Source organism: Aeromicrobium sp. 9AM (genome assembly GCF_902506105.1).
GTDB lineage: Bacteria > Actinomycetota > Actinomycetes > Propionibacteriales > Nocardioidaceae > Aeromicrobium.
The window spans coordinates 48,309-72,417 of sequence record NZ_LR733304.1 but is presented as its reverse complement, the minus strand read 5'-3'; the positions used below and the strand labels follow the sequence as shown (position 1 = coordinate 72,417).

Genomic DNA, 24,109 nt, shown 5'->3' with positions numbered 1-24,109 from the left:
GAAATCTGCCGGTTGGCCAAGGTGTGAGCAGGTCGTCTGACGGGTTTCGACTTGAGGAGCGAACCGGTCTGGCACCATTGACGGCGAGCGCCCTCGAGCGTCGTTCACTTCACCCCGAGAATACGGAGTATTTGATTTCATGACCGTGCTGATCACCGGAGCCGGCGGATTCATCGGCGGGCACCTTGTCGCAGATTTGTTGAAGTCCGGCAAGACCGTACGCGCGGTCGACGTCAAGCCCCAGAACGAGTGGTACCAGGTGCACGGCGACGCGGAGAACATCGTCGCCGACTGCGCCGACATGGGCGATGCCCACAAGATTGCTGAGGGCACGGAGGAGATCTACAACCTCGCCGCTGACATGGGTGGCATGGGGTTCATCGAGAACAACAAGGCCGAGTGCATGCTGTCGGTCCTGACGAGCACCAACGTGCTGGTGGCGGCCCGCGATGCCGGCACGCAGCGCTACTTCTACAGCAGCTCCGCCTGCGTCTACGCCGGCGACAAGCAGACCGATCCCAACGTGACGGCGCTCAAGGAGTCCGACGCCTACCCCGCCGACCCCGAGGACGGCTACGGCTGGGAGAAGCTCTTCAGCGAGCGCATGGCCCGGCACTTCCGCGAGGACTTCGGCATCGAGACCCGCGTCGCCCGCTACCACAACGTCTACGGCCCCGAGGGCACGTTCGAGGGTGGCCGTGAGAAGGCGCCCGCCGCGCTGTCGCGCAAGATCGCGCAGGCCAAGCTCAGCGGTGACCACACGATCGACGTGTGGGGCGACGGCGAGCAGAGCCGCAGCTTCATGTACATCGACGACTGCGTGCGTGGCTCGCAGGAGATCCTGGCCGGCGACAACGTCGAGCCGGTCAACCTCGGCTCGTCGGAGCTCGTCACGATCAACCAGATGATCGGCATCCTCGAGGACATCGCCGGCATCTCCGTGAAGAAGAACCACGACCTGTCGGCACCTCAGGGCGTACGCGGTCGCAACTCCGACAACACGATGTTCCACAGCATCTACGGCTGGGAGCCGTCGATCTCGCTGCGTGACGGGCTGGAGAAGACGTACGGCTGGATCTACGACCAGCTGAGCGCTCGGGCCTGATCGGCTTCAGCGCGCGAGGGGCGACGCCTCGGCGCCTCGGGTGAAGGCCTGCGAGGCGTACATCAGCCACTGATGCACGCCCGTGGGCTCCCCGCCCGCGTATGCCGCGAGGGCGGCGCGGTAGCCGTCGGGCTCGGCCGCGTGGCCGGCCTCCGGCACGGTGACCGAGGCCGGGTCGACGCCCTTCGCGACGAGCACGAGCCGCTCGGCCGCGCGACCCACGACACCGTTGTGGGTCGCGAACGCGCCGGCGGCGACGATCTCGGCGTGCACGAGCGCCGCCACGACGAGGCCGGGTGCCTCGGTGGGCTCGCCCAGCATCGTGCCCAGAGCGGTCAGGCGGGCCACGCCCGCCGGGTTCACCGGCCGTCCGAGGTCGGCGTCCTCGACGGAGCCCGCTGCGGCGAGACTGTGCATCCGGGCGAGCGCCTGCACCGGCGAGTGGCTCCACACGCCCAGCAGGCCCAGCAGCTCGGTCGACAACCGCACGGCACCGCGAGCGACGTCGTCGCCACCGCCGGAGGCGAGCGTCTCGACGTCGTACGCGCTGCCCTCGAGCGACGCCGTCGCGGCGGCACCCTGCAGGAGAGAGCGGGCCGTGTCGTCGGGGGTGCTGCGGCGCAGGCCGCGGTCGCGGAGCATCGAGTCGATGCCGTCGCGGGTGCCGCCGTACGTCGAGGGGATGCCCTCGAGGAGGGCGGCCGAGACGAACGGATCAGACACGCCCCGAAGCGTACCGGCCGCCCCTCGCGCCGACCGGTAGCCTGACGAAGATGAACGACTCCCCCGAAGATCGCACCGCCAAGTGGCTGGTCGGGGACCGTCTGGCCTGCGTGCTGCACCTCGGTGACACCTCGCTCGCCTACCAGCTGGCCGAGCAGGGACACGAGGTCGTCGTCGCGGGGGACGACGTCACCGCGAGCCGCCACGAGGACATCCAGTACGTCCGCAGCCGTGGTGAACGGCTGCCGTTCCTCGCCGGCGCCTTCGACGTCGTGATCGCACCGGAGCTGCGCGAGGCGCCCACAGCGCTGGCCGAGTACGCCCGCGTGCTGCGGCACGACGGGCTCCTGTCGACGGTCTCGCAGCGCTACGACGACTCGATCCCGTGGATGCGCAAGCTGCGCGAGATCACCGGCGAGCGCGGCGCACCCGCGACCCCGGTCGACACGTTCACCGCCTCGGGCCTGTTCCACGAGCCCGAGACGCACGAGTTCGGCACGTGGGAGAAGCTCGACCTGCCGGGCCTGATGCGCTTCGCCGAGGCGACCCGCCACCCGTCCGTCGGCGAGGCCGCTCTCGCCCAGGTGCGCGACCTGTTCATGAGCTATGGCGCGCAGACCGGCTTCCTGCGCCTGCGCCACGAGACGTTCTGCGTACGCGCGCGGGTCGACAAGTCGGGCATGGAGCACGAGATCGAGCCGCCCGACACGCTGCTGCTCGACTTCCGCTGAGCGGCATACAGGCCGCCGACCGCCACGCAGTAGCGTGTCGCCATGCGAAGACTCCTCCACTCCCTCCTCACGATGGTGGCCAGGGCGACCGCGAAGGCCCAGCGGTCGTCGCGCATCGAGATCGGTGACGGCGCGCTCGCGTACGGGCGGCCGCACCTCCGCGCGGCTCGTGGAGCGCGCATCGTCATCGGCGACAACGTCAGCCTCGTCTCGACCACGTACCGCAACCCGCTCGGGATCAACCACCCGGTGATCATCCGGGCCCTGCTGCCAGGTGCCGAGGTGGTGATCGGTGAAGGCTCCGGCATGAGCGGCGGCAGCATCTCGGCAGCCATCTCGGTGCGCATCGGCTCAGGCACCCTGCTGGGCGCCAACGTCACGATCATCGACACCGACTCCCACCCCGTCAACTCGCTGACCCGCGCCACCGACCCGATCCCCCCGCCGCAGCCGGAGGACGCGGTCTCCATCGGCGACAACGTGTTGATCGGCACAGGCGCGATGATCTTGCGAGGCGTCACGATCGGTGACAACTGCGTCGTCGGCGCAGGCGCCGTGGTGCGCAGCAGCTGCAACCCCGGGACGATCGTCGTCGGCAACCCGGCACGTGCCGTGGGCCTCGTCGACGTCGGCCAGGACAGCGAGACAGCCGCAGAATCGGTGGCCGGCGCGTAAGACCCGGCGAGTGGCGTGCCGAGCGGCGAATCTGGCCAACTGGGCGCGACCGATGAACTACTCTTTTGCCTGCACAGTCTCGGCCCGCCGAGCGCCTTGTTCCCTCGGAAGGACATTGCATGCCCGACGGAGTCCTCCACGGTCGCCGGATCGTCATGGTCACCCACGACTACGCCCCGGACCTCATGGGCATCGCGCCCTACTCGACCGAGACGGCCGAGTGGCTTGCACGCGCAGGTGCTCAGGTCGACGTCCTGACGATGCCGCCGCACTACCCCGACTGGAAGGTTCCGTCGGACTCGCGGCGCGGCTACGCCACCGAGGAGCGCAACGGCGTCACGGTGCGGCGACTTCCGACGTACGTGCCGAGTGACCCCTCGCTCCTGCGCCGGCTCGCCTTCGAGGGCTCCTGGACCCTGGCCGCCATGCCCTTGCGGTGGCGCAGCGTCGTACGCGACGCGGACGTCGTCATCGGTGTCTGCCCCGGCATCTTCGCCGCCGGCTTCGCTCGCAGCATCTCCGGCCGCCGGCGCCCGCTGATCCAGATCGTCCAGGACCTCGTGGGCCAGGCCGCCAAGCAGTCCGGCATGGCCGGGGCCTCCAGGGCCGCCGGAGCGTTGGCGCGCATGGAGGCCCGCTCGCTGCGGGCCGCCCACGCGGTGACCGTGCCGGGGCACGGCTTCGTCGAGCCGTTGCGCTCGCTCGGTGTCGACGCCTCCCGCATCCACGTCGTGGCCAACTGGAGCCGCGTCCCGATGACCGACGAGACCGAGGTGGCCCGTCAGGACGAGAAGTTCGTCGTGATGCACGCCGGCAACATGGGGCTCAAGCAGGGGCTCGACGAGCTGGCGCCGATCGTGGGCGACCTCGAGACCTCCATGCCGGCCGTGCAGTTCGAGTTCGTCGGCGGCGGCAGCCAGGCCGGTGCGCTGGGCAGCGCCATCGCGGATCGCCGCAATGCCCGGCTCCGGTCCCACGTGCCCGAGGACGAGCTGGCCACGACGTTGAGGTCCGCCGACGCACTCCTCGTGCACGAGCGCGGCACGGTCAAGGACATGTCGCTGCCGAGCAAGTTGACGACCTACTTCGCGATGGGCCGGCCGGTCATCGCAGTCACCCGGGCCGATGGCACCACCGCCGCCGAGGTGCGCCGGGCCGATGCCGGTCTCGTCGTCGAGCCGGGCGACTCAGCCGGGTTCATGGCAGCGGTCGAGCGGCTGCGCAGCGACGCCGACCTCGTGGCGAGGCTGGCGCGCAACGGCCGGGAGTACAGCCGTCAGCACCTCGACCGCGAGGTGTCGCTGGGTGCCATCACCCAGCTGGTCGTCGACGCGCTGGACGCATCGCCTCACAAGGACGACGTCGCCACCAGGTAGTCGGCCGACTCCTCGACACCCGACTGCACGCGGCGGATGTCGACCTGCACCATCTCCTCGACGACCTGCTCGAACCGCACCGTCGGCTCCCATCCCAGCTGGCGGCGCGCCTTGCCGGCGTCACCGATCAAGCCACCGACGTCCGTCGGGCGGATGAGGGCCGGATCCTGGTCGACGTAGCGCCACGGGTCGCCGAGCCCGGCCGACTCGAACGCGACCTCGAGCAGCTGCTCGAGGCTGTGCGACTCCCCCGTGGCGATGATGTAGTCGCCCGGCTCGTCGTGCTGCAGCAGCAGGCGCATGGCCGAGACGTAGTCGCTGGCCGCTCCCCAGTCGCGCTCGACCGCCAGGTTGCCCAAGGAGACGCGATCACGTACGCCGCAGGCGATCTCGGCGGCCGCCCGGGTGATCTTGCGGGTGACGAACTGGCGACCGCGCAGAGGGCTCTCGTGGTTGTAGAGGATGCCGCTGCAGCAGTAGAGGTCGTACGACTCGCGGTAGTTGATCGTGAGGTAGTGCGCGAAGCTCTTGGCCACGGCGTAGGGGCTGCGCGGGTAGTGCGGGGTGTCCTCGGTCTGCGGCTGCTCCTTGGACAGGCCGAACATCTCCGACGTCGAGGCCTGGTAGAAGCGCGCGCAGCTGCCGTGACGGTCGCGATGCCGCAGCAGGGAGTCGAGCATGCGCAGGACGGCCATGCCGTTGACCTCGGCGACGTGCTCGCGGTTGTCCCAGCTCGCACCCACCGAGCTGAACGCGGCGAGGTTGTAGATCTCGTCGGGGCGGAACTCCTCGAGGAGTGCCTCGAAGCCCGCCGCATCGCGCAGGTCGAGCTCGCGGACCACGACCCCGTCGAGATAGGGCAGGGCCGACCGTCTGGATGACTCAGACCCCGGCTGCAGGGTCCCGACGACGTGATAGCCGTGGCTGACGAGCTCCCTCGCCAGGTAGACCCCGTCCTGCCCTCCCACTCCCGTGATGAGGGCCGTCGCCGGGCCTGCCATCAGGCGTGCTCGCCGCCGCCGGCCAACAGCTCGATGTCGGCGTCGACCATCAGCTCTGCGAGCTGCTGGGTCTGGGTCTCTGCCTTCCAGCCCAACAGGTCGTGCGCCTTGCTCGGGTCGCCGATCAGCGCGTCGACCTCGGTGGGCCGCTCGTAGCGCTCGTCGTAGCGGACGTGCTGCTCCCAGTCGAGCCCGGCATGCGCGAAGGAGTACTCGATGAACTCGCGGACCGTCGTACCGGTGCCCGTCGCCAGGACGAAGTCGATCGGCTCGTCGTGCTGCAGCATGCGCCACATGCCCTCGACGTACTCCTTGGCGTAGCCCCAGTCGCGGATCGCGTCGATGTTGCCGAGGAACAGCTCGTCCTGGACACCGGCCTTGATGCGCGCCACGGCCCGGGTGATCTTGCGGGTCACGAACGTCTCGCCGCGGCGGGGGGACTCGTGGTTGAACAAGATGCCGGACACCGCGAACATGTCGTAGGCCTCGCGGTAGTTGACCGTGACCCAGTGCGAGTAGAGCTTGGCCGCGCCATAGGGCGACCGGGGATAGAACACCGTCTGCTCATTCTGCGGCGGAGGCGTCGCGCCGAACATCTCGGACGTCGAGGCCTGGTAGAACTTGCAGTCCAGCTGCGCAGCCCGGATCGCCTCGAGGAGGCGGATCGTCCCCACGGCGTCCGTCGAGGCGGTGTACTCCGGCATCTCGAACGAGACCTTGACGTGGCTCATCGCGCCGAGGTTGTAGACCTCGTCGGGCTGGATCTGGTGAATCAGGTTGACCAGGTTGACCCCGTCGGTCAGGTCTCCGTAGTGCAGGAACAGGCGCTTGCCCGACTCGTGCGGATCCTGGTAGATCTGGTCGATACGGCTCGTGTTGAACGTCGACGACCGGCGGATGAGCCCGTGTACCTCGTAGCCCTTCTCGAGGAGGAGCTCAGCGAGATAGGAACCATCCTGACCGGTGATCCCGGTGATCAGTGCGCGCTTCATGACCTGCCTTGTGACTAGTGATGGACAGCCGTGTCGAGTTGGCGTACCGATGCCCCGCCGAATAACTCTCGCGTAGCATAGCGCTGGCGTCGCACACCCACGATGGAGACGAGACAACATGGCGAAGACACCCCTGGATCGCACGTCCCGGACCTACGTCGCGGGGCACCGCGGACTCGTCGGCTCGGCCGTCCTGCGGCACTTCGAGGGGCAGGGATTCACCGATCTGGTGACCCGGACGTCGTCCGAGCTCGACCTGCGAGATCGCGCGGCGACGTTCGACTTCTTCGCCGAGCAGCGTCCCGAGGTCGTCGTCCTGGCGGCGGCGAAGGTCGGCGGGATCGCGGCCAACGACACGTACCCCGCCGACTTCCTGAGCGACAACCTGCGGATCCAGCTCAACGTCATCGACGCGGCCGTCGAGCACGGCACCGAGAAGCTGCTGTTCCTGGGCTCGAGCTGCATCTACCCGAAGTTCGCCCCGCAGCCGATCCGCGAGGACTCGCTGCTGACCGGCACCCTCGAGCCGACCAACGATGCCTACGCGATAGCCAAGATCGCCGGGGTCCTGCAGCTCCAGGCCGTACGACGCCAGCACGGCCGGCACTTCATCTCCGCGATGCCGACCAACCTCTACGGTCCCGGCGACAACTACTCGGCGACCAAGTCGCACGTCCTCCCGGCGCTGCTCCGCAGGTACCACGACGCGGTTGCGGCCGGCGATGACACCGTCACCAACTGGGGCTCCGGCACCCCGCGCCGCGAGCTCCTCCACGTCGACGACCTCGCGCGCGCCTGCCTGTTCCTGCTGGAGAACTACGACGACCCGGCGCCCATCAACGTCGGCACCGGATCGGACCTCACCATCGCCGAGCTCGCCGAGATGGTCGCGGAGATCACCGGCTTCACCGGCGAGACCCGCTGGGACACGTCCAAGCCCGACGGCACGCCCCAGAAGCAGCTCGACGTGTCGCGGATCAACGAGCTCGGCTGGAAGGCCGAGATCGGCCTGCGCGACGGCGTCGAGCGTACGTACCGGGAGTTCACGGACTCCCGCATGGCCGGCACCGCACGCAACCTCAGCTAGGCCGGCGCCGCCGGCTCAGCCGAGAGGCTTGCGGGCGAACACGTCCAGCACGTTGCGGAAGAACGCATCGCGCTTCAGGAGACTGTCGACCGACGAGCTGATCGGTGTCCGCATGCGCTCGGGCACGCCGAGCGAGGCCAGGTAGTGCGTGGTCTCGAGCGAGTAGCGCACGCGTGACTCGGTCGCGATCACCTCGAAGCCCAGACGCTCCAACGTCTGCCGCATGCTGCTCTTGGAGTGCAGCCGCATGTGGGTGTCGGACACCCTGCGGTCGATGACGCGGGACGCCCTGCCCCCGGTCGCCTTGGACACCGCCAGTGCCGCCCCGTCCATCGCGGACCACCGTGGGGTCTGCATGAACAGGACCCCACCAGGCTTGAGGAGGCGCAGGCACTCGGTCAGCAGCTCGTCCGGGTCCGACACGTGGGCGAGCACGCACCACATCGTGACCGAGTCGTACAGGTTCGAGCCCTCGATCGTCGGCAGGTCACCGAGATGGAGATCGATGTCGTGGGTCTCCTTGGCCACCTCGACGGCGCCGGGAGCAAGCTCGCTGCCCGAGACCTCGTAGCCTGCGTCGCGCGCCAGGGCGAGGAAGTCGGCCCCGCCGGATCCCACATCGAAGAGCGTGCGGCCGGCGCTGCCGCCCAGCAGCTCCGAGATGCGCTCGATCGTCTCCCGCCAGACCACGTCCAGCATCGACGAGCGCCTGGCATTCGCGTAGAGCTCGAACAGCTCGCGGTCGTACTCGTCGTAGAAGTCGTGGATCGCGGCCGCGTCCTCGGGGTTGGACAAGAACCTGAGGCCACAGGAGCGACAACGGACGATGACCCGCCCGCTCGTACGAGCGCGAGGGTAGGCGTGGACGTCGGACGCACCGCACGCTTCGCACGTGGTCGTGCCGGCTGACATGAGTACCTTTCGGGCTCCCACCCGCCGCCAATCCTAGCGAGGCGTCGACCCCCATGTCAGGCCGATCGGCACGAACTTCGACGCCCTGTCTGCCCTAGGTCGCGGGGTCGGGATCGACGTCCCGCTCGACGACCTGCGGTGCGTGCGACTGACGCCACAGCAGCCGGTACGCGATGGGTCCCAAAGGGAACCAAACGAACACAATTGACGCGAAAGAGCTCGCCCAGAGCACCCCGCTCACGCCGATCGAGTGGACCAGCCACAGCGACCCACCGATGTTGCAGATCGCCATCGGGACACCGAAGATCAGCTGCTGGCGGAACTTCTCGTTGCCGTTGAGGAAGAACACCAACGGTGCGGAGGTCGAGACGACCACGGTCCACAGCGCGGCGGCCGCCAGCAGGGCCGTGCTCGGCACGAGATCGTCACCCAGCCACAGGCGGACCACCGGCTTGCCGAGCAGGAACAAGATCGCGGACAGCAGCGCCGCTCCCCCGGCACAGGCTGCCGTCGTACGCACGAGTGCGCGCCGGGCCCACAGGACGTCGCCGTGCTTCGTGGCGTCGGCGAAGGCGCTCCAGAGCTGGATCGCGGCGACGTTGATCGTGGTGGACACCAGCCCGAACACGCGGATCGTCACGCTGTAGGTCGCGGCGGCCTCCGACCCCAGGACGGAGGAGACGATCAGGGTGTCCAGCTGGAAGGCAACAGCGGCGAGCAGTGCGATGCCGGTGAACTGCGCACCGGAGGACAGCAGCTCCTTGACCAGGGCCCTCGAGACGTACGCCCGACGAGGACGGATGTCCTCAGGCAGCGCCCGGATCACGCGTCGGGACTGGATCCAGAACACCACGGGCGGGGTCAGCGCCATGCCGGCGACGCTCCAACGGATGTCATGCGTGAGCGCTGCGGCGACGGTCGCGACCGCCGGCGCACCGACGTTGGCCACGCCGAGCCAGAACGACGCGGCATGGGCCCGCTGGTGGGCCAGCTCGATCTTCTGGCCGAGGTTGGTCGTCAGCTGGAGCGCGGCGCCGGCCAGCGCGATGAATGCCGCCACGTGGATGTCGATGGCGGGCACTCCGTCCGCCCCCGTCCACGAGTTCCAGGGCAGTGCGAAGGCGAGCAGACCGGCCACGAGCAGGCCCACGACGGATGCGCTGGCCACGATCGCGTAGGAGGAGGAGAGGATCGCGCGGGCACGGTCCGGGCCGTCCTTGTTGAGGCTGAGCTTGCTGACCAGGCCGTTCGCGATGCCGAAGTCGCCCAGCAGGAGGAGCGTCGTCGTCAGGGTCAGCGTCATGAGGACGCCGTATCCGTCGACGCCGAGGAAGTGGACGAGCACAGGTGTCAGGAGCAGCGTGCCCAGCGTGGTGCCGCCTCGTGTGGCGATCGCGGCGATGGCCGAGCGTACGAGCGCACGGTTGCGGGCCACCCCCCGTGCCGACTCCGTCATGCGTCGAGGGTCTGCCGGTAGATCGCGAGGTTCTCGGCGACCATGCGTTCCCACGTGAACTCCGCGGCACGCGACTGGGCGGAGTCGAGCCGCGTGGTGTCGGGCGCCACGTCCCCGACCAGGGCCTTCAGTGCTGATGCGAGCTGTGTCGGGTCGTCCGGGGACACCACCGTGGCCAGCCCGCCGGCGACCTCGACGAGACACGGCGTGTCGGCGACGATCACGGGGCAGCGTGCGGCGAATGCCTCGAGCACGGGCAGACCGAAGCCCTCGTACCTGCTGGCGAACACCAGGCACGCGGCGCCGGCGTAGACCCCGGGCAGGTCCGCGTCAGAGACCCGCATCTGGTGCACGCGGTCGCTCAGGCCGTGGCGGTCGAAGAACTCCGTCTCCTCGGCATCGAACGGCCCACCGCCGACTGCGACCAGGTGCAGGTCGGGACTCGCCCCGGCCATCTCGACGAAGGCGTCCGCGAGCAGCGTGAAGTTCTTGTAGGTGCTGCGCATGCCGACGAACAGGACGTACGTCTCGGGCAGCTCCACCACTGGCGGACGTGGAGAGAAGAACGTGCTGTCGACGCCCAGGTAGGCGACATGGACCGGTTTGCCGGGATCGCCCCAACAGCTGAGCAGGTCCGCCTTGGTGGTCTCGGAGATGCAGACGATGGCATCGGCGGCGTCGACGTAGTCACGCTTGCTGCGATGCGGATTGGGGCCCGGCTCGTGCAGCTCCGGCATGAGCTCGGGGATCATGTCGAAGACCGTGGTGATCCGCTTGCGGGCACGGTAGGCGTTCTTGTACTGCGGCCAGTAGTAGGTGCTGTGGACGATGTCGACCGGCTTGGGTGGCAGCCGCGTCACGGCGTTGACGGCACCGAGTGCTCGGCCCCGGAGGAATCGGCTGTCGCTCTCCACCAGCCTCATGCGGTCTGGGAAGTAGCGGTGCAGGTACTCCGTGCGGGTCAGCCCGAGCGGCAGCACGAGGTCCACGTCATCGGACCTGTCGAGCCCTTTGGCCAGCTCGGCGAAGAGCCTGGAGACCCCGCCGACTCGTTGCACCAGGAAGGCCTGGGGGTCGATCAAGACGCGCATCAGCTCACCTGTCGGCGAGCTTGGCCGCCGGGATGCTCACCAGTCGCTTGACGTTCCGTCGCGCTGTGCGCACGGCGTCGGAGAAGATCAGGCGGGTCGGCGCCTTGAGCGGCTCGCGGTGATAGAGGTGCAGGTTGTAGCCATTGGTCGCCAGCTGGAAGCCCAGCCGCTCGCCCAGCACCCGCAGCGACTCGGTGGTGTGAAGGGTGATGTGCTGACCGTGCTCCGGACCGAAGTAGAACCAGTCGTCGACGGCCGGTGCCGGTTCCGGCAGGATCCCGGTGGTGAACAACAGACGATCGGTGCGCGCCGCGGTCGGCGCGAGCTCGGCGTAGGGATCCCCGAGGTGCTCGAACACCTCGAATGCCGTGATGAGGTCGTAGCGCGTCCCCGGCTGGTCCTCGAAGCCGCGCGCGAAGAGATTGTTCGTGAAGGGATCTGAGTGGAAGAAGTCGTAGCCACGGTCGCGCATCATGCGGCTGAACGTCCCGTAGCCCCCGCCCCAGTCGAGGAACCGGCCCTTGGTGATCCGTTCGCCGGCCAGGATCAGGGACGCCTTCTTGCTCATCACCGCGCAGCGCTGCAGGAGGCCCGAGTCCTCCTCGTTGATCGGCTCGGCGTATGCCTCCTCGAGCCAGGTGGGACCGTTCACGAAGACCACGCCACACGAAGTGCACCGGCGGTAGTCGGCTGGGTACTTGCCCAGCACGGTCTGGGTGCCGTAGTCGACGGTCGCTTCTGCACAGATCGGACACGCAACTACCTGTGGCATGTTCTCCCTCATCTGGTGAGCTGTGGACCGGCCCACATACTATCCCGGGCGCACTCGCCGCCAGCGCATACGTGAGATCGAAATCGCCGACTCACCCTCGGTCCCCGATTGTGTCCGCCGCAGTTCTTATCGTGGGGGCTGAAGGGAAGGAGGCCGACATGAGGCATTCACTCGAGCTCATCGGGCTCACGATGGTCTGCGAGGCCTGCGAGGGCGAGATCGACCTGCCCGAAGACCTCGGGTCCGGCACGGGCATGTGCCGCCAGTGCGGCATCGCGTTCCTGGTCGACGCGCCCTACGAGGCGGACCGGGCGTCACGCCGCAGCGCCTGAGCACATCCACCCACCCGGCAACTAGAATTGTGCGGTGAAGTTCCTCAACGACCTGCAGCCCTCGTACGACCTGACCTACAACGACGTGTTCATGGTTCCGGAGCGCTCAGACGTCACGAGCCGGTTCGACGTCGACCTGTCGACGGCTGACGGCATCGGCACGACCCTGCCGCTCGTCGTGGCCAACATGACCGCGATCTCCGGGAAGCGCATGGCGGAGACGATCGCCCGTCGCGGCGGCATCGCGATCATCCCGCAGGACATCCCGCTCGACATCGTCGCCGCGACGGTGCAGCGCGTGAAGGCCGCGCACACGGTCTACGACACCCCGGTCACCGTCACCTCGTCCACGACGGTCGGCGAGGCCATGAGCCTGATCCCCAAGCGTGCCCACGGCGCGGTCGTCGTGGTCGAGGACGGCAAGGTCCTGGGCATCGTCACCGAGCGCGACGGCGCCGAGATCGACCGCTTCGCGCAGGTTCGCGAGGTCATGACGACCGACATCCTGACGTTCGACGCCGGCACCGACCCCAAGACCTGCTTCAACGAGATGTCGGCCCGCCACATCGACTTCGCGCCGGTGCTCGACGGTGGACAGCTCGTCGGGGCGCTGACCCGCAAGGGCGCCCTGCGCTCGACGATCTACCAGCCGGCCGTCGACGGCTCCGGTGCGCTCGTGATCGGCGCCGCCGTGGGTATCAACGGCGATGTCTCCGGCAAGGCCGCCGACCTGCTGGGCATGGGCATCGACGTGCTCGTCGTCGACACGGCGCACGGCCACCAGGAGAAGATGCTCGAGGCGCTGCCCGTCGTCGTCGCGGCCCGTGAGGCGTACGAGGCCACGTCCGGCCACCGGGTCCCGATCGCCGCCGGCAACGTCGTGTCGGCTGATGGCGTACGCGACCTGGTCACCGCCGGTGCCGACATCGTCAAGGTCGGCGTGGGACCGGGCGCGATGTGCACGACGCGCATGATGACCGGTGTCGGCCGCCCGCAGTTCTCCGCGGTGCTCGAGTGCGCGGCAGCTGCACGTGAGCTCGGCGCGCACGTGTGGGCCGACGGCGGTGTCCGCTACCCGCGTGACGTCGCCCTCGCCCTGGCGGCCGGTGCGGCGAGCGTCATGATCGGCTCGTGGTTTGCCGGCACGCTCGAGAGCCCCGGCGACCTCAAGTTCGGCCCCGACGGCCGGCCCTACAAGGAGTCGTTCGGCATGGCCTCGGCTCGTGCAGTCTCCAACCGCACGCGTGACGCGGCCGGCTTCGAGCGTGCCCGCATGGCGCTGTTCGAGGAGGGCATCTCGTCCTCACGCATGTTCCTCGACCCTGATCGTCCCGGAGTGGAGGACCTTGTCGACGCGATCATCGCCGGCGTACGGTCGAGCGCCACGTATGCAGGGGCCCGCTCGCTCGCGCAGTTCCACGAGCGCGCGATCGTCGGCCTGCAGAGCTCGGCCGGCTACGACGAGGGCCGCCCGCTGCACGCCAGTTGGTAGTAGGCGGCACGCGGCTCCTTCGGCCCCCTACTCGCAAGCTCGTGGGGGGACCCCCAGCCGCTCATTCCGCTGCTCGCTGGCGCTCGCATCGGGCCGCCTGCTCGCTTCGCTCGTTGTGGCTAGGTGGGCAGGGGCTCGTCGGCCAGGAATCCGGGCACGAGCGACTCCACGGCGCGCAACCCTGAAGCGTCTGCGCCGTGCACGACCGCCACGTCCCAGTAGTGGTATCCGCGCTGCTTGAACGGCTCGTCCAGGATCGACGCCTGCTCCGCCACCCGATCGACGGTGGTCCGACCGAGCGGGTGGCCGTCGTTGTCCCAGACCGCCACGACCGTGTAGCCGAGGTCGGCCAGGCAGTCCCACACCATCACGGGGTCATGGCCGGCAAGTCGGGTGAGAACGTGGTCGTACTCGAAGAACAGGACGGGTGACGCATCGCTCCACGTCTGGGCGATGACCTGGATCAGCGTCGTGTCGTAGCCGTCGGTGTCGGACTTCACGAGCCTCAGCCGGTCGAACTCAGGGTGAAGCTTGCTCAACGCCGTCACGGCAACGACCGGCATGGCGTCAGCGGCAACCCCCTCGGCAAACCGTGTCGTACCTCCGACGCGTACGGCGGAAGCGGCCTTCTGCGAGGCGCCGGGAGCCAACAACGCCTCGACGACCGTGATCCGTGGGTCGGGGTCGGCGTTGAGGTGGAGGTAGCGGAGATAGAACGGATCAGCCTCGACGCAGAGAACACGGCCCTCGGCTGCGTGCAGGATCTGGACGGCCGAGTCGCCGATGTTGGCGCCGACGTCGAGGACGGTCAGCTCATCGTCCTCGGCGAGCAGTGCCGCGAGATGTACGAGATTCTGCCCGTACTGCCCGTCGATCGCCGCGTAGTCGGGCAGTCGGTGCGACCGGGGCATGGAGAGGTTGACGCCCTGCACCTTCCGGATCACCGGGCGGCTTCCGAGCCGATCTCGAACGGCCCACCGCGCCCGGCGGGCGAGGACCCACGCAACTTGCCGGAGACGATGGTTCACCGCCACAGGCTAGCGGTGTCAGGCAGGGGCCGTTGCCACCTTGCGCAATCGGATGCCGTCGAGGATCAGGGTGAGGCCCAGCTCGAAGGAGTCGGAGTCCGCCCGCTCGAGCGGCTCATCGTCGATCGCGCCTGCGCTGCCCGCCTGGAGGTGCGTCTGCTCGTCGGAGACGTGGCCGAACACGAAGTAGAGGATCGTCGTCGCGGCCGACCGCGCGAACGCGTTGTCGAACCCACCGGCGGCGATCGCTCCCGCGAGCCGGCTGTTGAGCGACACCGCACCCAGGCCGAAGGCGTGGACCGTGGCGATCAGCTCGGCGCCGTCGCGATAGGCGAGCATCGCGTCGCGCAGCTCGCGGCTCGCCGCCAGGACCTGCACGTCCCAGGGCTCATGCGTCGGCAACGGCCGTGCACCGCGTACGAGCAGCTCGTCAGCCACCGCCGCGAGCAGGACCTGCTTGTTGGCGAAGTGGTGATAGAGCGCGCTTGGCTGGAGCCCCAGCTCGGACGCGATGCGACGCATCGACATGTCGGGCAGCCCGTACATGTCGAGGATCCCCACGGCTCGTTCGACGATGTCGGAACGGTGGTAGCGCACGCGGGCCTCCGGCTCGAATTGACGGTCCAGCCAGCCTATAGGTTAGCCTGAACGCCGTTCACCTGAGCATCGTTCAGGTACGTCCTCAGGAGTCCCATGCCAAGCCTCACCTCTTCACGCAAGAACGCCGTGTCGACCACCGACCTCGCCCTGATCGCCACGTTCGCGGCCTTGATCGCGGTCTGCACGATCATCGGCGACTTCAGCGTCACCGGCATCGGCGTGCCGTTCACGCTCCAGATGTTCGGCATCTTCCTCGCCGGTGCGGCGCTCGGTGCGAGGCGCGGCTTCCTCGCCGTGCTCCTCTACCTCGCGGTCGGCACCGCGGGCGTGCCGATCTTCGCCGACCACCGCGGCGGACCGTCGGTGTGGGTCGGCGTCACGGGCGGTTACCTGCTCGCGTTCCCGATCGCGGCCTTCATCGTCGGGCTGGTCGCGAGCCGTGTGGCCCGCACCAACCCCGCTGCGTTCACGATCGTCGTGTCGATCGCCGCGGCGATCGTCACCGTCGCCGTCGTCGGGACCCTCGGCACGATCGGCATGGCGCTCAAGCTCGACGTCAGCCTCAAGGCGGCCTGGGGCTACGCCACGCCGTTCTTCGTGGCCGACATCATCAAGGGCGTGTTCGCGGCGATCGTCGCGGCCGCGGTGCATCGCGCATTCCCCCAGCTGGTCGCCAAGCGCTGACGTGATCCGGCTCGACGAGGTCACCGTCCGGGTAGCCACTCCCGGCGGCGACCTCGTGCTGCTCCATCCGACGACGCTGAGCCTGACCGAGCAGCGCGTTGCCCTGATCGGCAGCAACGGCTCGGGCAAGTCGACGCTCGCCCGGCTGCTCAACGGACTCGTCGAGCCCAGCGATGGCCGGGTCACGGTCAACGACCTCGACACGACCCGCGACGGTGCGGCCGTACGTCGTCAGGTCGGCTTCGTCTTCACCGACCCGGGCGCGCAGCTCGTCATGCCCACCTGCCTCGAGGACATCGCGCTGTCACTCCGCCGCAGCATCAAGGACAAGAAGGAGCGCCTCGCGAAGGCGCGCGAGATCCTGGCCGAGTTCGATCTCGCCGACAAGGCTGACACCAGCGTTCACGCCCTGTCGGGTGGCCAGAAGCAGCTGCTGGCCCTCGCTGGTGTGCTCTCGACTAACCCGGCGATCCTCGTCGCCGACGAGCCGACGACCCTGCTCGACCTGCGCAACACGCGCGTGATCGCCGACCGACTGTTCGCCCTGTCCCAACAACTGATCTTGGTCACCCACGACCTCGACCTGGCCCTGCGCTGTGACCGCGCGCTGGTGATCGACGAGGCGCGGGTGGCGTTCGACGGCGCCCCCGCGGACGCGGTCGCGTTCTACCGCCAGCAGGTCACCCGATGAGCGAGCGCAGCGAGCGAACGATCCGGCACCTCATGACGCCATCTGCGCATCGTGGGTCTTTCTCGCAGGTGGCGTCATGAGCCAGTTCCTCGTCGGCAACTACCGGCCGGGGACGACGTTGCTGCATCGCATACCGGCCGGCCCGAAGCTGGGTCTGCTCGCGTTGTTCAGCCTCGCCACCGTCCTGGTCCCCGGCATGTGGCCGGCCCTGGGATTCCTCGCCGCTGCCATCGGCCTGGCGGCCTGGGTACGCATGCCACTGCGCAGCACCGTCCGAGCGCTGCGGCCGCTGCTGCTCGTCATCGTGCTGGCCACGGCGTTCCAGGTCTGGCAACGCGGCTGGCCGACCGCGATCCATGTCGTTGCCGGCCTGCTGGCCGTCGTGATCGCCGCCCTCGTCTTCACCGCGAGCACCTCGATCGACTCGATGCTCGATGCCATCACGCGTGGTCTCGGGCCGTTCCGCCGGATCGGCGTGAATCCCGAGCGCGTCGCGCTGGCGTTCTCGCTGATGATTCGTGCGATCCCCGGAGTCCTCGAGATCGCGCACGAGACGCGGGCCGCCGCGAAGGCACGCGGGCTCGAACGCAACCCACGCGCATTGCTGACCCCGATGGTGATCCGCACGGTCGCGCACGCGTACGAGACCGGCGCGGCCCTGCAGGCCCGAGGGATCGCCGACTAACCCCTGACCTCGCCGTGCTCGACGCAACGGGCCGACCAGCCGCGCGGCACGACCTGCACGACCATGCGCCGGCGGCACTCGGCGCAGAATCTCGGCGGTTCCATCTGCAGCAGCTCTGCGCACCGCGAGTGGTCGCGCGCGTCGACACCCTCGCCGCAGTGACCGCAGTACGTCATGTCAGAGCGTCTTCTGGAGTTCCTTGATCGGCATGCCGAGCTCGGCCAGCAGGTCGATGTCCTCGTTGGCGTCGCGGCCCAGTGTCGTCAGGTAGTTGCCGACGATCACGGCGTTGACCCCGCCGAGCAGCCCTTCGCGGGTGCCGAGGTCACCGAGCGTCAGCTCGCGACCGCCGGCATAGCGCAGGATCGTGTGCGGCATCGCGAGGCGGAACGCGGCGATCGTCCGCAGGGCATCCTGCGAGCTCATGAGCTCCTGGTCGCCGAACGGCGTGCCGGGGCGCGGGTTGAGGAAGTTGAGCGGCACCTCGTGGGGCTGGAGCTCGGCGAGCTGGACGGCCAGCTCGGCACGCTGCTCGATCGACTCACCCATGCCGACGAGCCCTCCGCAGCACAGCTCCATGCCGGCCTCGCGGACCATGAGGCAGGTGTCCCAGCGCTCCTCGTACGAGTGCGTCGACACGACCTGCGGGAAGTACGACTTCGCCGCCTCGAGGTTGTGGTTGTAGCGGTGGACGCCCATCTCGACGAACTCGTCGACCTGCGCCTGGGTCAGCATGCCGAGGGAGCAGGCGATGTTGATGTCGACTTCGGCCTGGATCGCCTTGATGCCCTCGCGAACCTGGTCCATGAGCCGCTGATCGGGACCGCGTACGGCCGCGACGATGCAGAACTCGGACGCGCCGGTCCTGGCGGTCTCTTTGGCGGCCTCGACGAGCTCGGGGATGTTGAGCCACACCGCCCGGACCGGCGACTGGAACTGACCCGACTGGCTGCAGAAGTGACAGTCCTCCGGGCATCCTCCGGTCTTGAGCGACACGATGCCCTCGACCTCGACCTCGGGGCCGCACCACGTCATGCGTACGTCGTGGGCGAGCTCCAGCAGCTCGGGGATGCGCTCGTCGGGCAGCCTCAGCACCTCGACGAGCAGCTCCTCGGAGAGCCCGAGGCCCTGCTCGAGAACGTGGGTGCGGGCGACCTGCAGGACGTCAGTCATGGCAAGGAATGTATCCTGAACACCGTTCAGGTCAAACCTCGGCCACCCGAGATCCTGATCACCCGCCATGGATGACCTCATCGACTTCGACCGCGCCCACGTGTGGCACCCGTACGCCCCGATGGACTCGCCCGCGACGCCGCTGCTGGTCACCTCGGCCCGCGGCAACCGCCTGACACTGGCCGACGGGCGCGAGCCGATCGACGCGATGTCGTCGTGGTGGGCGACGATCCACGGCTATCGCCACCCCAGGCTCGACGCAGCGCTGCACCGCCAGGCCGACACGATGTCGCACGTCATGTTCGGCGGCCTGACACATGAGCCGGCCATCGAGCTCGCTCGCCGGCTGCTCGACCTCGCACCCGCCGGTCTCGACAAGGTCTTCTTCGCCGACTCCGGCTCGGTCGCCGTCGAGGTCGCGATCAAGATGGCGCTGCAACTGCAACGCGGGACGGGGCACCCGGGGCGTACGCAGCTCCTCACCTTGCGCGGCGGCTATCACGGCGACACGTTCGGGGCGATGAGCGTGTGCGACCCCGTCGGCGGCATGCACCAGATGTTCACCGACGTGCTGGCCGAGCAGGTCTTCCTACCTCGCCCGCCGGCCGGTCTCGATGCCGACGCCGACGCCTGGATCGGGGAGGCACAGTCAGTCGTCGACGCCCTCGACGACACGATCGCCGCCGTCATCGTCGAGCCCGTGCTGCAGGGCGCCGGTGGCATGCGGGTCTATCCACCGGCCGTCCTGCGCTGGCTGCGCGAGCTCTGCGACGCCCGGGGCTGGCTGCTGGTGCTCGACGAGATCGCGACCGGCTTCGCCCGCACAGGTGAGATGTTCGCCGCCGACCACGCCGGCATCAGCCCCGACATCATGTGCGTCGGCAAGGCCCTGACCGGCGGCTACCTGACCCTCGCCGCGGTCCTCTGCACGCCCGCCGTGGCCGCCGGCATCGACGCCTCGGAGTCCGGAGCGCTGATGCACGGGCCGACATACATGGCCAACCCCCTGGCCTGCGCCGTCGCGGCAGCCTCGCTCGACGTGCTGACCGAGTCCTCGTGGCGGCTCGACATCGCGCGCATCAACGCCGCCCTCGACGAGGGGCTGGCGCCTGCCCGCGAGCTCGACGGCGTTGCCGACGTACGTACGCTCGGCGCGGTCGGCGTGATCCAGCTCGACCACCCGGTCGATGTCGCGGCCGCCAGCGGGGTGGCGCTCGACCACGGTGTCTGGATCCGGCCGTTCCGCGACCTGATCTACACGATGCCGCCCTACATCAGCACCGACGAGGACCTCGCGGTCATCACCGGCGCACTCGTCGCAGCCGCTGGAGGCGCCCGATGAACCTGCACACGTGGCTCGGCGAACAAGCTGCCCAGCGTGAGCGCGACGGCCTGGTCCGCTCGCTGACGACCCACACGGGCGACCACGATGTGATCGACCTGGCCGGCAACGACTACCTCGGACTGTGCCGCGACCCTCGGGTCACCGCCGCAGCCGCCGACGCGGCCGTGAGATGGGGCGCCGGCGCGAGCGCGTCACGCCTGGTCACCGGCACGCTGCCGGTGCACACGGCGCTCGAGTCGACCCTCGCCGCACGGCTCGGACACGAGGCAGCCCTGGTGCACTCGACCGGCTATCACGCCAATCTCTCCGCCGTGACCGCCCTCTCCGACCGCGACACGCTCCTGGTCTCGGACGCCCATGTGCACGCCTCGCTCGTCGATGCTTGCCGGCTGTCCCGGGGGACACTCGCCGTCGTCGCGCACAACGATCTCGCCCAGGTCGAGGCGCGACTCGCGGAGCGTACGCAGGCGCGAGCACTGGTCCTCGTCGAGTCGATCTACTCGGTGCTCGGCGACGCGGCACCGCTCACGGAGCTAGTTGGCCTCTGCGAGCGCTACGACGCGACGCTCGTCGTCGACGAGGCGCACGGCGTCGGCGTCGCAGGCGACGGTGGCGGCCTCGTACGCGAGCTGGGCCTGGGCGGCCGGCCGTCGGTGATCGTCACGATGACGCTGTCCAAGGCGCTCGGCAGCCAAGGCGGCGCGGTCCTCGGCAGCCAGGCCGTCATCGACCACCTCGTCAACCGCTCACGATCCTTCATCTACGACACCGGACTCGCGCCCGCCGCCGCGGCAGCCGCCCTCGAGGCGCTGAGGGTCATGGACGTCGAGCCCGAACGCGTCGCCCGGCTGCACCACGTCGCCGCGACGCTCGCGGATGCCGCCGGCGTCCAGCGCGTCGCCGGAGCAGTCCTCTCGGTGGAGATGCCCGGACCGGTCGAGGCGCTTGCCGCCCAGGCCGAGTGCGGTGCCAGCGGCGTACGCGTGGGCTGCTTCCGGCCGCCGTCCACCCCCGACGGCATCAGCAGGCTGCGACTCACCGCGTCGGCCGGAGTCAGCGAGGACGAGCTGACGCTGGCCGGCAAGCTCATCGGGACGGTCGTGGCGTGACCCAGTACGTCGCCGTCACCGGGACCGACACCGACGTCGGCAAGACCGTCACCACGGCCGCACTGGCGGTGGCGTTGCAGCACGCCGGGCACCACGTCGCCGTCGTCAAGCCGGTCCAGACCGGCGTCGTGGCCGATGAGCCCGGCGACATCGACGACGTCGTACGCCTGACCGGCCTTCCGGACGTCGAGGAGATCACCCGGCTGCTCCATCCCCTGGCGCCCGAGAGCGCCGCGCGCCTCGAGGGCGTCTGGTTGCCGACGGTCGACGAGATCGCCGTGCGGATCCGGCGCATCGCGGCCGACGTCGTGATCGTCGAGGGTGCCGGTGGTCTGCTCGTTCGACTCGACGGGGAGGGCGGCACCATGATCGACCTGGCCCGCGCTCTCGACGCTGAGGTCATCGTGGTCGCTCGCGAAGGCCTCGGCACCCTCAACCACACGGGCCTGACCGTCGACCGGCTCCGCGCGGAAGGGCTGGTCCCGCGTCTCGTGCTCGGCTCCTGCTCGTCGGAACCCGGCCTCGCCGAGCGCAGCAACCGTGCCGACCTGCCGCGGCTGACCGACCTGGCGATCGACGGTCGCATCCCTGCCGGCGCCGGCTCGCTCGTGCGGATGGAGTTCCGGCACGAGGCGCCCGGCTGGTTCACCGCGCTGCCGGGCGGCAGGCGGTAGCGTCCCCGGATGGACAACATCCGGACGGCTGCGCTCGCGATCGCTGCGCTGATCGCCGCGGCGGCGTTCGTCCGGTGGCGGTTGCTGACCCGCCGCCGCGTGCTGGGCTCGCCGGCGGACCGGGCGACGTACGAGACGCTGCACACCGCCTCGCAAGCCGCTCCCGCGCTGCGTCGCGGCCTCGACGCCGACAGCGCGGCACTCGCGCTGCCCCACGTACGTACGTTGTTGGGTCAGCACACCGTCGCGATCACCGACCTCCACGGCCGGCTCGCCGGCGACGCGCCCGACGTCGCCAAGCTCACCGCCGACGCCTTGGCGAGCGGCACCACGCAGGCGTCCGACCACGCGATCGTCGCGCCGCTGTCGGTCGACGAGCGCGTCGTCGGGAGCATCGCGGTCGTCACCGACGAGGCGTCCGCGGGCCTGGCGCGCGCGACCACCGAGGTGGCCCGGTGGATGTCGAGCCAGCTCGAGCTCGCGGAGCTCTCGGAGTCGCGGACCGCCTTGATGGAAGCCGAGCTGAGGGCGTTGCGCGCCCAGATCTCACCGCACTTCATCTACAACTCCCTCGGCGCCATCGCCTCGTTCGTGCGTACCGATCCCGAGCGGGCCCGCGAGCTGTTGCTGGAGTTCGCCGACTTCACCCGCTACTCGTTCCGCGAGCACGGCGAGTTCACGACGCTCGCCGAGGAGCTGCGCTCGATCGAGCGCTACCTCGTGCTGGAGAAGGCCCGGTTCGGCGACCGGCTGCGAGTCGTCACCCGGGTCGCCCCGGAGGTCCTGAGCGTCACCCTGCCCTTCCTCGCGATCCAGCCTCTGGTCGAGAACGCCGTGCGCCACGGGCTCGAGGCCAAGGACGGCGACGGGACCGTCACGGTCGTCGCGCTGGACGAGGGCGTCGAGTGCGTCATCACGATCGAGGACGACGGCGTCGGGGTCGAGCCCGAGACCGTGCGCGACGTGCTGTCGGGCCACACGACCAGCGCCTCGGTCGGGCTCGCGAACGTCGACGAACGGCTCCGCACGGTCTACGGCGACGAGTACGGGATCGTGGTCGAGACCGCGCCCGGGCACGGCACGAAGGTCACGGTCCGGCTGCCCAAGTTCCACCCCGGCGCCGAGTCGCCGTGACCGCTCCCCTGTTGTGGTGCCGCCGATGTGTCGGCATGATCGCCGCATGACCGCTGCCTTGCGCGCCCTCGTGGTGGACGACGAGCAGCCCGTCCTCGACGAGCTCGTCTGGCTGCTGGGTCGCGACGACCGCATCGCCTCCGTACGCGCGGCCCGCTCGGGCGCGGAGGCCCTGCGCATGCTCGACGAGGGCGAGATCGAGCTGGTGTTCCTCGACGTCGCGATGCCGGGCCTCAGTGGTCTGGAGATGGCCCGCCTGCTCGGCCGGTTCCGGACTCCCCCGCGCATCGTGTTCGTCACGGCGCACGACGCGCACGCGGTCGAGGCGTTCGAGCTCAATGCCGTGGACTACCTGCTCAAGCCCATCCGCGAGGAGCGGCTCCGCGAGAGCGTGCGCCGTGCGTGCGCGGACGCCGAATCGGTGCCCGGCACGAGCGAGGACCAGATCGCCGTCGAGCTCGGCGGGGTCACCCGATTCGTGTCGCGGTCCTCGGTGTCGTACGTCGAGGCGCAGGGCGACTACGTACGCCTGCACGTCGTCGACGGCGGCAGCCACTTGATCCGCACGCCGCTGACGGCGCTCGCCGAGGACTGGCAGGAGGCCGGCTTCGCCCGCGTCCACCGCAGCCACGTCGTCAACCTCGCGCACCTGCGCGAGCTCCGGGTCCAGGCGGGCCGGTCGAGCGTGCTCGTGCCGGTCGGCGACGAGCTGGTCGAGATCCAGGTAGCCCGCCGGCACGCCCGGGCGCTGCGCGAGCTGATCCACGAGCGGGCGCTGTGACTGAGCGCCGGGAGAAGAAGTACTCCGGTCGGGTGCGGGTCACCAGCCCGCTGACCACCGCACCGGCCCACGTACGTCGCAGCGTGCGTCAGGAGATCGACGAGTCGACCGGCATCGGCGAGGTCTACATGCGGTCGCTGATCCGCGCCCAACTGCGGGCGGCGCTGACGGTCGCGGCGACCCTCGCCCTGTCGATCGGTGCCCTGCCCCTGCTGTTCCTGGCGTTCGACAGCGTCACGGAGATGCACGTCCTGGGCGTACCGGTCCCGTGGTGGATCCTCGGCGTGCTGGTCTATCCCGGGCTGTTCGCGCTGGGCTGGGTCTACATCCGGCAGGTCGAGCGCGCCGAGCGTGACTTCACCGAGCTCGTGGAACCGCACCGCCCGGACGCGGAATGAGTGAGCGCAGCGAACGAGCGACAGGGCCCTTCATGCCGCTGACCCCATATCGTGGGCTCTTC

Annotated in this window: 27 protein-coding genes; 16 read left to right on the top strand and 11 right to left on the bottom strand. The window is 69.4% G+C overall.

Going from position 1 to position 24,109, the window contains the following annotated elements:
• Positions 1–139 precede the first annotated feature (139 nt).
• Positions 140–1,105: an NAD-dependent epimerase/dehydratase family protein gene (locus BOSE46_RS06415; protein ID WP_159539454.1), complete on the top strand. Its 966-nt coding sequence runs from the start codon at positions 140–142 to the stop codon at positions 1,103–1,105.
• 6 nt (positions 1,106–1,111) lie between these two features.
• On the opposite strand, the gene BOSE46_RS06410 is transcribed toward BOSE46_RS06415, so the two are convergent.
• Entirely contained in the window at positions 1,112–1,828 is a 717-nt protein-coding gene (locus BOSE46_RS06410; RefSeq protein ID WP_159539453.1) for an oxidoreductase, read from the bottom strand.
• Positions 1,829–1,878: 50 nt separating this feature from the next.
• On the opposite strand from BOSE46_RS06410, the gene BOSE46_RS06405 reads away from it, so the two are divergent.
• The 3 genes from BOSE46_RS06405 to BOSE46_RS06395 all read left to right on the top strand — a co-directional run bounded on the left by BOSE46_RS06405 (position 1,879) and on the right by BOSE46_RS06395 (position 4,610).
• Positions 1,879–2,559 carry a class I SAM-dependent methyltransferase gene (locus BOSE46_RS06405; RefSeq protein ID WP_159539452.1) on the top strand — a complete coding sequence of 227 codons (681 nt, stop codon included), beginning with the start codon at positions 1,879–1,881 and terminating at the stop codon, positions 2,557–2,559.
• A 42-nt stretch (positions 2,560–2,601) separates the two neighbouring features.
• Positions 2,602–3,234: an acyltransferase gene (locus BOSE46_RS06400; protein WP_159539451.1), complete on the top strand. Its 633-nt coding sequence runs from the start codon at positions 2,602–2,604 to the stop codon at positions 3,232–3,234.
• Between the two features lie 119 nt (positions 3,235–3,353).
• The gene (locus BOSE46_RS06395; RefSeq protein ID WP_159539450.1) at positions 3,354–4,610 is read left to right on the top strand and encodes a glycosyltransferase family 4 protein; all 1,257 of its coding nucleotides are present in this window, start codon (positions 3,354–3,356) and stop codon (positions 4,608–4,610) included.
• Here BOSE46_RS06395 and BOSE46_RS06390 read toward each other — a convergent pair.
• Both BOSE46_RS06390 and gmd read right to left on the bottom strand, forming a co-directional pair.
• Entirely contained in the window at positions 4,583–5,611 is a 1,029-nt protein-coding gene (locus BOSE46_RS06390) for a GDP-mannose 4,6-dehydratase (protein ID WP_159539449.1), read from the bottom strand. The genes BOSE46_RS06395 and BOSE46_RS06390 overlap by 28 nt on opposite strands.
• The gene (gmd, locus tag BOSE46_RS06385) at positions 5,611–6,603 is read right to left on the bottom strand and encodes a GDP-mannose 4,6-dehydratase (protein WP_159539448.1); all 993 of its coding nucleotides are present in this window, start codon (positions 6,601–6,603) and stop codon (positions 5,611–5,613) included. Before gmd ends, BOSE46_RS06390 begins: the two co-directional genes overlap by 1 nt.
• A 118-nt stretch (positions 6,604–6,721) precedes the next feature.
• On the opposite strand from gmd, the gene BOSE46_RS06380 reads away from it, so the two are divergent.
• Complete coding sequence (locus tag BOSE46_RS06380; protein WP_159539447.1) at positions 6,722–7,690, top strand: GDP-L-fucose synthase; 969 nt, start codon at positions 6,722–6,724, stop codon at positions 7,688–7,690.
• Between the two features lie 15 nt (positions 7,691–7,705).
• On the opposite strand, the gene BOSE46_RS06375 is transcribed toward BOSE46_RS06380, so the two are convergent.
• From BOSE46_RS06375 to BOSE46_RS06360, 4 genes are all read right to left on the bottom strand, one after another.
• Complete coding sequence (locus BOSE46_RS06375) at positions 7,706–8,485, bottom strand: bifunctional 2-polyprenyl-6-hydroxyphenol methylase/3-demethylubiquinol 3-O-methyltransferase UbiG (protein WP_159539446.1); 780 nt, start codon at positions 8,483–8,485, stop codon at positions 7,706–7,708.
• Between the two features lie 211 nt (positions 8,486–8,696).
• Positions 8,697–10,058 carry a lipopolysaccharide biosynthesis protein gene (locus tag BOSE46_RS06370; protein WP_159539445.1) on the bottom strand — a complete coding sequence of 454 codons (1,362 nt, stop codon included), beginning with the start codon at positions 10,056–10,058 and terminating at the stop codon, positions 8,697–8,699.
• Positions 10,055–11,149 carry a glycosyltransferase family 1 protein gene (locus tag BOSE46_RS06365; protein ID WP_159539444.1) on the bottom strand — a complete coding sequence of 365 codons (1,095 nt, stop codon included), beginning with the start codon at positions 11,147–11,149 and terminating at the stop codon, positions 10,055–10,057. Before BOSE46_RS06365 ends, BOSE46_RS06370 begins: the two co-directional genes overlap by 4 nt.
• Before the next feature lie 4 nt (positions 11,150–11,153).
• Entirely contained in the window at positions 11,154–11,921 is a 768-nt protein-coding gene (locus BOSE46_RS06360; protein ID WP_159539443.1) for a class I SAM-dependent methyltransferase, read from the bottom strand.
• A gap of 158 nt (positions 11,922–12,079) precedes the next feature.
• Here BOSE46_RS06360 and BOSE46_RS06355 point away from each other — a divergent pair, with 158 nt between their 5' ends.
• Positions 12,080–12,253, top strand: a complete 174-nt coding sequence (locus tag BOSE46_RS06355; RefSeq protein ID WP_159539442.1) for a hypothetical protein — start codon at positions 12,080–12,082, stop codon at positions 12,251–12,253.
• 34 nt (positions 12,254–12,287) lie between these two features.
• Positions 12,288–13,745, top strand: coding sequence for a GuaB1 family IMP dehydrogenase-related protein (locus BOSE46_RS06350; RefSeq protein ID WP_159539441.1), 1,458 nt, complete (start codon positions 12,288–12,290; stop codon positions 13,743–13,745).
• A 119-nt stretch (positions 13,746–13,864) separates the two neighbouring features.
• Here the strand turns inward: BOSE46_RS06350 and BOSE46_RS06345 are convergent, their stop codons facing one another.
• Together BOSE46_RS06345 and BOSE46_RS06340 are read right to left on the bottom strand one after the other, a co-directional pair.
• Positions 13,865–14,689 carry an FkbM family methyltransferase gene (locus BOSE46_RS06345; protein WP_159539440.1) on the bottom strand — a complete coding sequence of 275 codons (825 nt, stop codon included), beginning with the start codon at positions 14,687–14,689 and terminating at the stop codon, positions 13,865–13,867.
• A 102-nt stretch (positions 14,690–14,791) separates the two neighbouring features.
• Positions 14,792–15,370 (bottom strand): TetR/AcrR family transcriptional regulator C-terminal domain-containing protein, encoded by a 579-nt coding sequence (locus tag BOSE46_RS06340; RefSeq protein ID WP_159539439.1) that lies wholly within the window; start codon positions 15,368–15,370, stop codon positions 14,792–14,794.
• A 96-nt stretch (positions 15,371–15,466) separates the two neighbouring features.
• On the opposite strand from BOSE46_RS06340, the gene BOSE46_RS06335 reads away from it, so the two are divergent.
• The 3 genes from BOSE46_RS06335 (at position 15,467) to BOSE46_RS06325 (ending at position 17,433) form a co-directional block, all read left to right on the top strand.
• The gene (locus BOSE46_RS06335) at positions 15,467–16,057 is read left to right on the top strand and encodes a biotin transporter BioY (RefSeq protein WP_159539438.1); all 591 of its coding nucleotides are present in this window, start codon (positions 15,467–15,469) and stop codon (positions 16,055–16,057) included.
• A 1-nt stretch (position 16,058) separates the two neighbouring features.
• The gene (locus BOSE46_RS06330) at positions 16,059–16,748 is read left to right on the top strand and encodes an energy-coupling factor ABC transporter ATP-binding protein (RefSeq protein WP_159539437.1); all 690 of its coding nucleotides are present in this window, start codon (positions 16,059–16,061) and stop codon (positions 16,746–16,748) included.
• A gap of 76 nt (positions 16,749–16,824) precedes the next feature.
• Positions 16,825–17,433, top strand: a complete 609-nt coding sequence (locus BOSE46_RS06325) for an energy-coupling factor transporter transmembrane protein EcfT (protein WP_159539436.1) — start codon at positions 16,825–16,827, stop codon at positions 17,431–17,433.
• Here the strand turns inward: BOSE46_RS06325 and BOSE46_RS06320 are convergent.
• Together BOSE46_RS06320 and bioB are read right to left on the bottom strand one after the other, a co-directional pair.
• Positions 17,430–17,609, bottom strand: coding sequence for a hypothetical protein (locus BOSE46_RS06320; protein ID WP_159539435.1), 180 nt, complete (start codon positions 17,607–17,609; stop codon positions 17,430–17,432). The two genes, BOSE46_RS06325 and BOSE46_RS06320, sit on opposite strands and share 4 nt — an antisense overlap.
• Before the next feature lies 1 nt (position 17,610).
• Entirely contained in the window at positions 17,611–18,606 is a 996-nt protein-coding gene (gene bioB / locus BOSE46_RS06315; RefSeq protein ID WP_159539434.1) for a biotin synthase BioB, read from the bottom strand.
• 67 nt (positions 18,607–18,673) lie between these two features.
• On the opposite strand from bioB, the gene BOSE46_RS06310 reads away from it, so the two are divergent.
• From BOSE46_RS06310 to BOSE46_RS06285, 6 genes are read left to right on the top strand one after another with little or no spacing between them, the layout of a single operon-like run.
• On the top strand, positions 18,674–19,948 hold the full coding sequence (locus BOSE46_RS06310) for an adenosylmethionine--8-amino-7-oxononanoate transaminase (protein WP_159539433.1): 1,275 nt from the start codon (positions 18,674–18,676) through the stop codon (positions 19,946–19,948).
• Positions 19,945–21,060 carry an 8-amino-7-oxononanoate synthase gene (locus BOSE46_RS06305; RefSeq protein WP_159539432.1) on the top strand — a complete coding sequence of 372 codons (1,116 nt, stop codon included), beginning with the start codon at positions 19,945–19,947 and terminating at the stop codon, positions 21,058–21,060. Before BOSE46_RS06310 ends, BOSE46_RS06305 begins: the two co-directional genes overlap by 4 nt.
• Complete coding sequence (gene bioD / locus BOSE46_RS06300) at positions 21,057–21,734, top strand: dethiobiotin synthase (protein WP_159539431.1); 678 nt, start codon at positions 21,057–21,059, stop codon at positions 21,732–21,734. The genes BOSE46_RS06305 and bioD overlap by 4 nt, the downstream gene beginning before the upstream one ends.
• A gap of 9 nt (positions 21,735–21,743) precedes the next feature.
• On the top strand, positions 21,744–22,868 hold the full coding sequence (locus BOSE46_RS06295; protein WP_159539430.1) for a sensor histidine kinase: 1,125 nt from the start codon (positions 21,744–21,746) through the stop codon (positions 22,866–22,868).
• Positions 22,869–22,914: 46 nt separating this feature from the next.
• Entirely contained in the window at positions 22,915–23,649 is a 735-nt protein-coding gene (locus BOSE46_RS06290; RefSeq protein WP_159539429.1) for a LytTR family DNA-binding domain-containing protein, read from the top strand.
• Complete coding sequence (locus tag BOSE46_RS06285) at positions 23,646–24,047, top strand: hypothetical protein (protein WP_159539428.1); 402 nt, start codon at positions 23,646–23,648, stop codon at positions 24,045–24,047. Before BOSE46_RS06290 ends, BOSE46_RS06285 begins: the two co-directional genes overlap by 4 nt.
• The last annotated feature ends 62 nt before the right edge of the window (positions 24,048–24,109 follow it).

Coding starts and splice junctions, on each gene's coding strand:
- BOSE46_RS06320 (WP_159539435.1), bottom strand. CDS start 17,609: ATGACGTACTGCGGTCACTGCGGCGAGGGTGTCGACGCGCGCGACCAC.
- BOSE46_RS06290 (WP_159539429.1), top strand. CDS start 22,915: ATGACCGCTGCCTTGCGCGCCCTCGTGGTGGACGACGAGCAGCCCGTC.
- BOSE46_RS06360 (WP_159539443.1), bottom strand. CDS start 11,921: ATGCCACAGGTAGTTGCGTGTCCGATCTGTGCAGAAGCGACCGTCGAC.
- BOSE46_RS06370 (WP_159539445.1), bottom strand. CDS start 10,058: ATGACGGAGTCGGCACGGGGGGTGGCCCGCAACCGTGCGCTCGTACGC.
- BOSE46_RS06415 (WP_159539454.1), top strand. CDS start 140: ATGACCGTGCTGATCACCGGAGCCGGCGGATTCATCGGCGGGCACCTT.
- BOSE46_RS06295 (WP_159539430.1), top strand. CDS start 21,744: ATGGACAACATCCGGACGGCTGCGCTCGCGATCGCTGCGCTGATCGCC.
- BOSE46_RS06355 (WP_159539442.1), top strand. CDS start 12,080: ATGAGGCATTCACTCGAGCTCATCGGGCTCACGATGGTCTGCGAGGCC.
- BOSE46_RS06380 (WP_159539447.1), top strand. CDS start 6,722: ATGGCGAAGACACCCCTGGATCGCACGTCCCGGACCTACGTCGCGGGG.
- BOSE46_RS06310 (WP_159539433.1), top strand. CDS start 18,674: ATGGATGACCTCATCGACTTCGACCGCGCCCACGTGTGGCACCCGTAC.
- BOSE46_RS06335 (WP_159539438.1), top strand. CDS start 15,467: ATGCCAAGCCTCACCTCTTCACGCAAGAACGCCGTGTCGACCACCGAC.
- BOSE46_RS06390 (WP_159539449.1), bottom strand. CDS start 5,611: ATGGCAGGCCCGGCGACGGCCCTCATCACGGGAGTGGGAGGGCAGGAC.
- BOSE46_RS06305 (WP_159539432.1), top strand. CDS start 19,945: ATGAACCTGCACACGTGGCTCGGCGAACAAGCTGCCCAGCGTGAGCGC.
- gmd (WP_159539448.1), bottom strand. CDS start 6,603: ATGAAGCGCGCACTGATCACCGGGATCACCGGTCAGGATGGTTCCTAT.
- bioB (WP_159539434.1), bottom strand. CDS start 18,606: ATGACTGACGTCCTGCAGGTCGCCCGCACCCACGTTCTCGAGCAGGGC.
- BOSE46_RS06395 (WP_159539450.1), top strand. CDS start 3,354: ATGCCCGACGGAGTCCTCCACGGTCGCCGGATCGTCATGGTCACCCAC.
- BOSE46_RS06365 (WP_159539444.1), bottom strand. CDS start 11,149: ATGCGCGTCTTGATCGACCCCCAGGCCTTCCTGGTGCAACGAGTCGGC.
- BOSE46_RS06405 (WP_159539452.1), top strand. CDS start 1,879: ATGAACGACTCCCCCGAAGATCGCACCGCCAAGTGGCTGGTCGGGGAC.
- BOSE46_RS06400 (WP_159539451.1), top strand. CDS start 2,602: ATGCGAAGACTCCTCCACTCCCTCCTCACGATGGTGGCCAGGGCGACC.
- BOSE46_RS06325 (WP_159539436.1), top strand. CDS start 16,825: ATGAGCCAGTTCCTCGTCGGCAACTACCGGCCGGGGACGACGTTGCTG.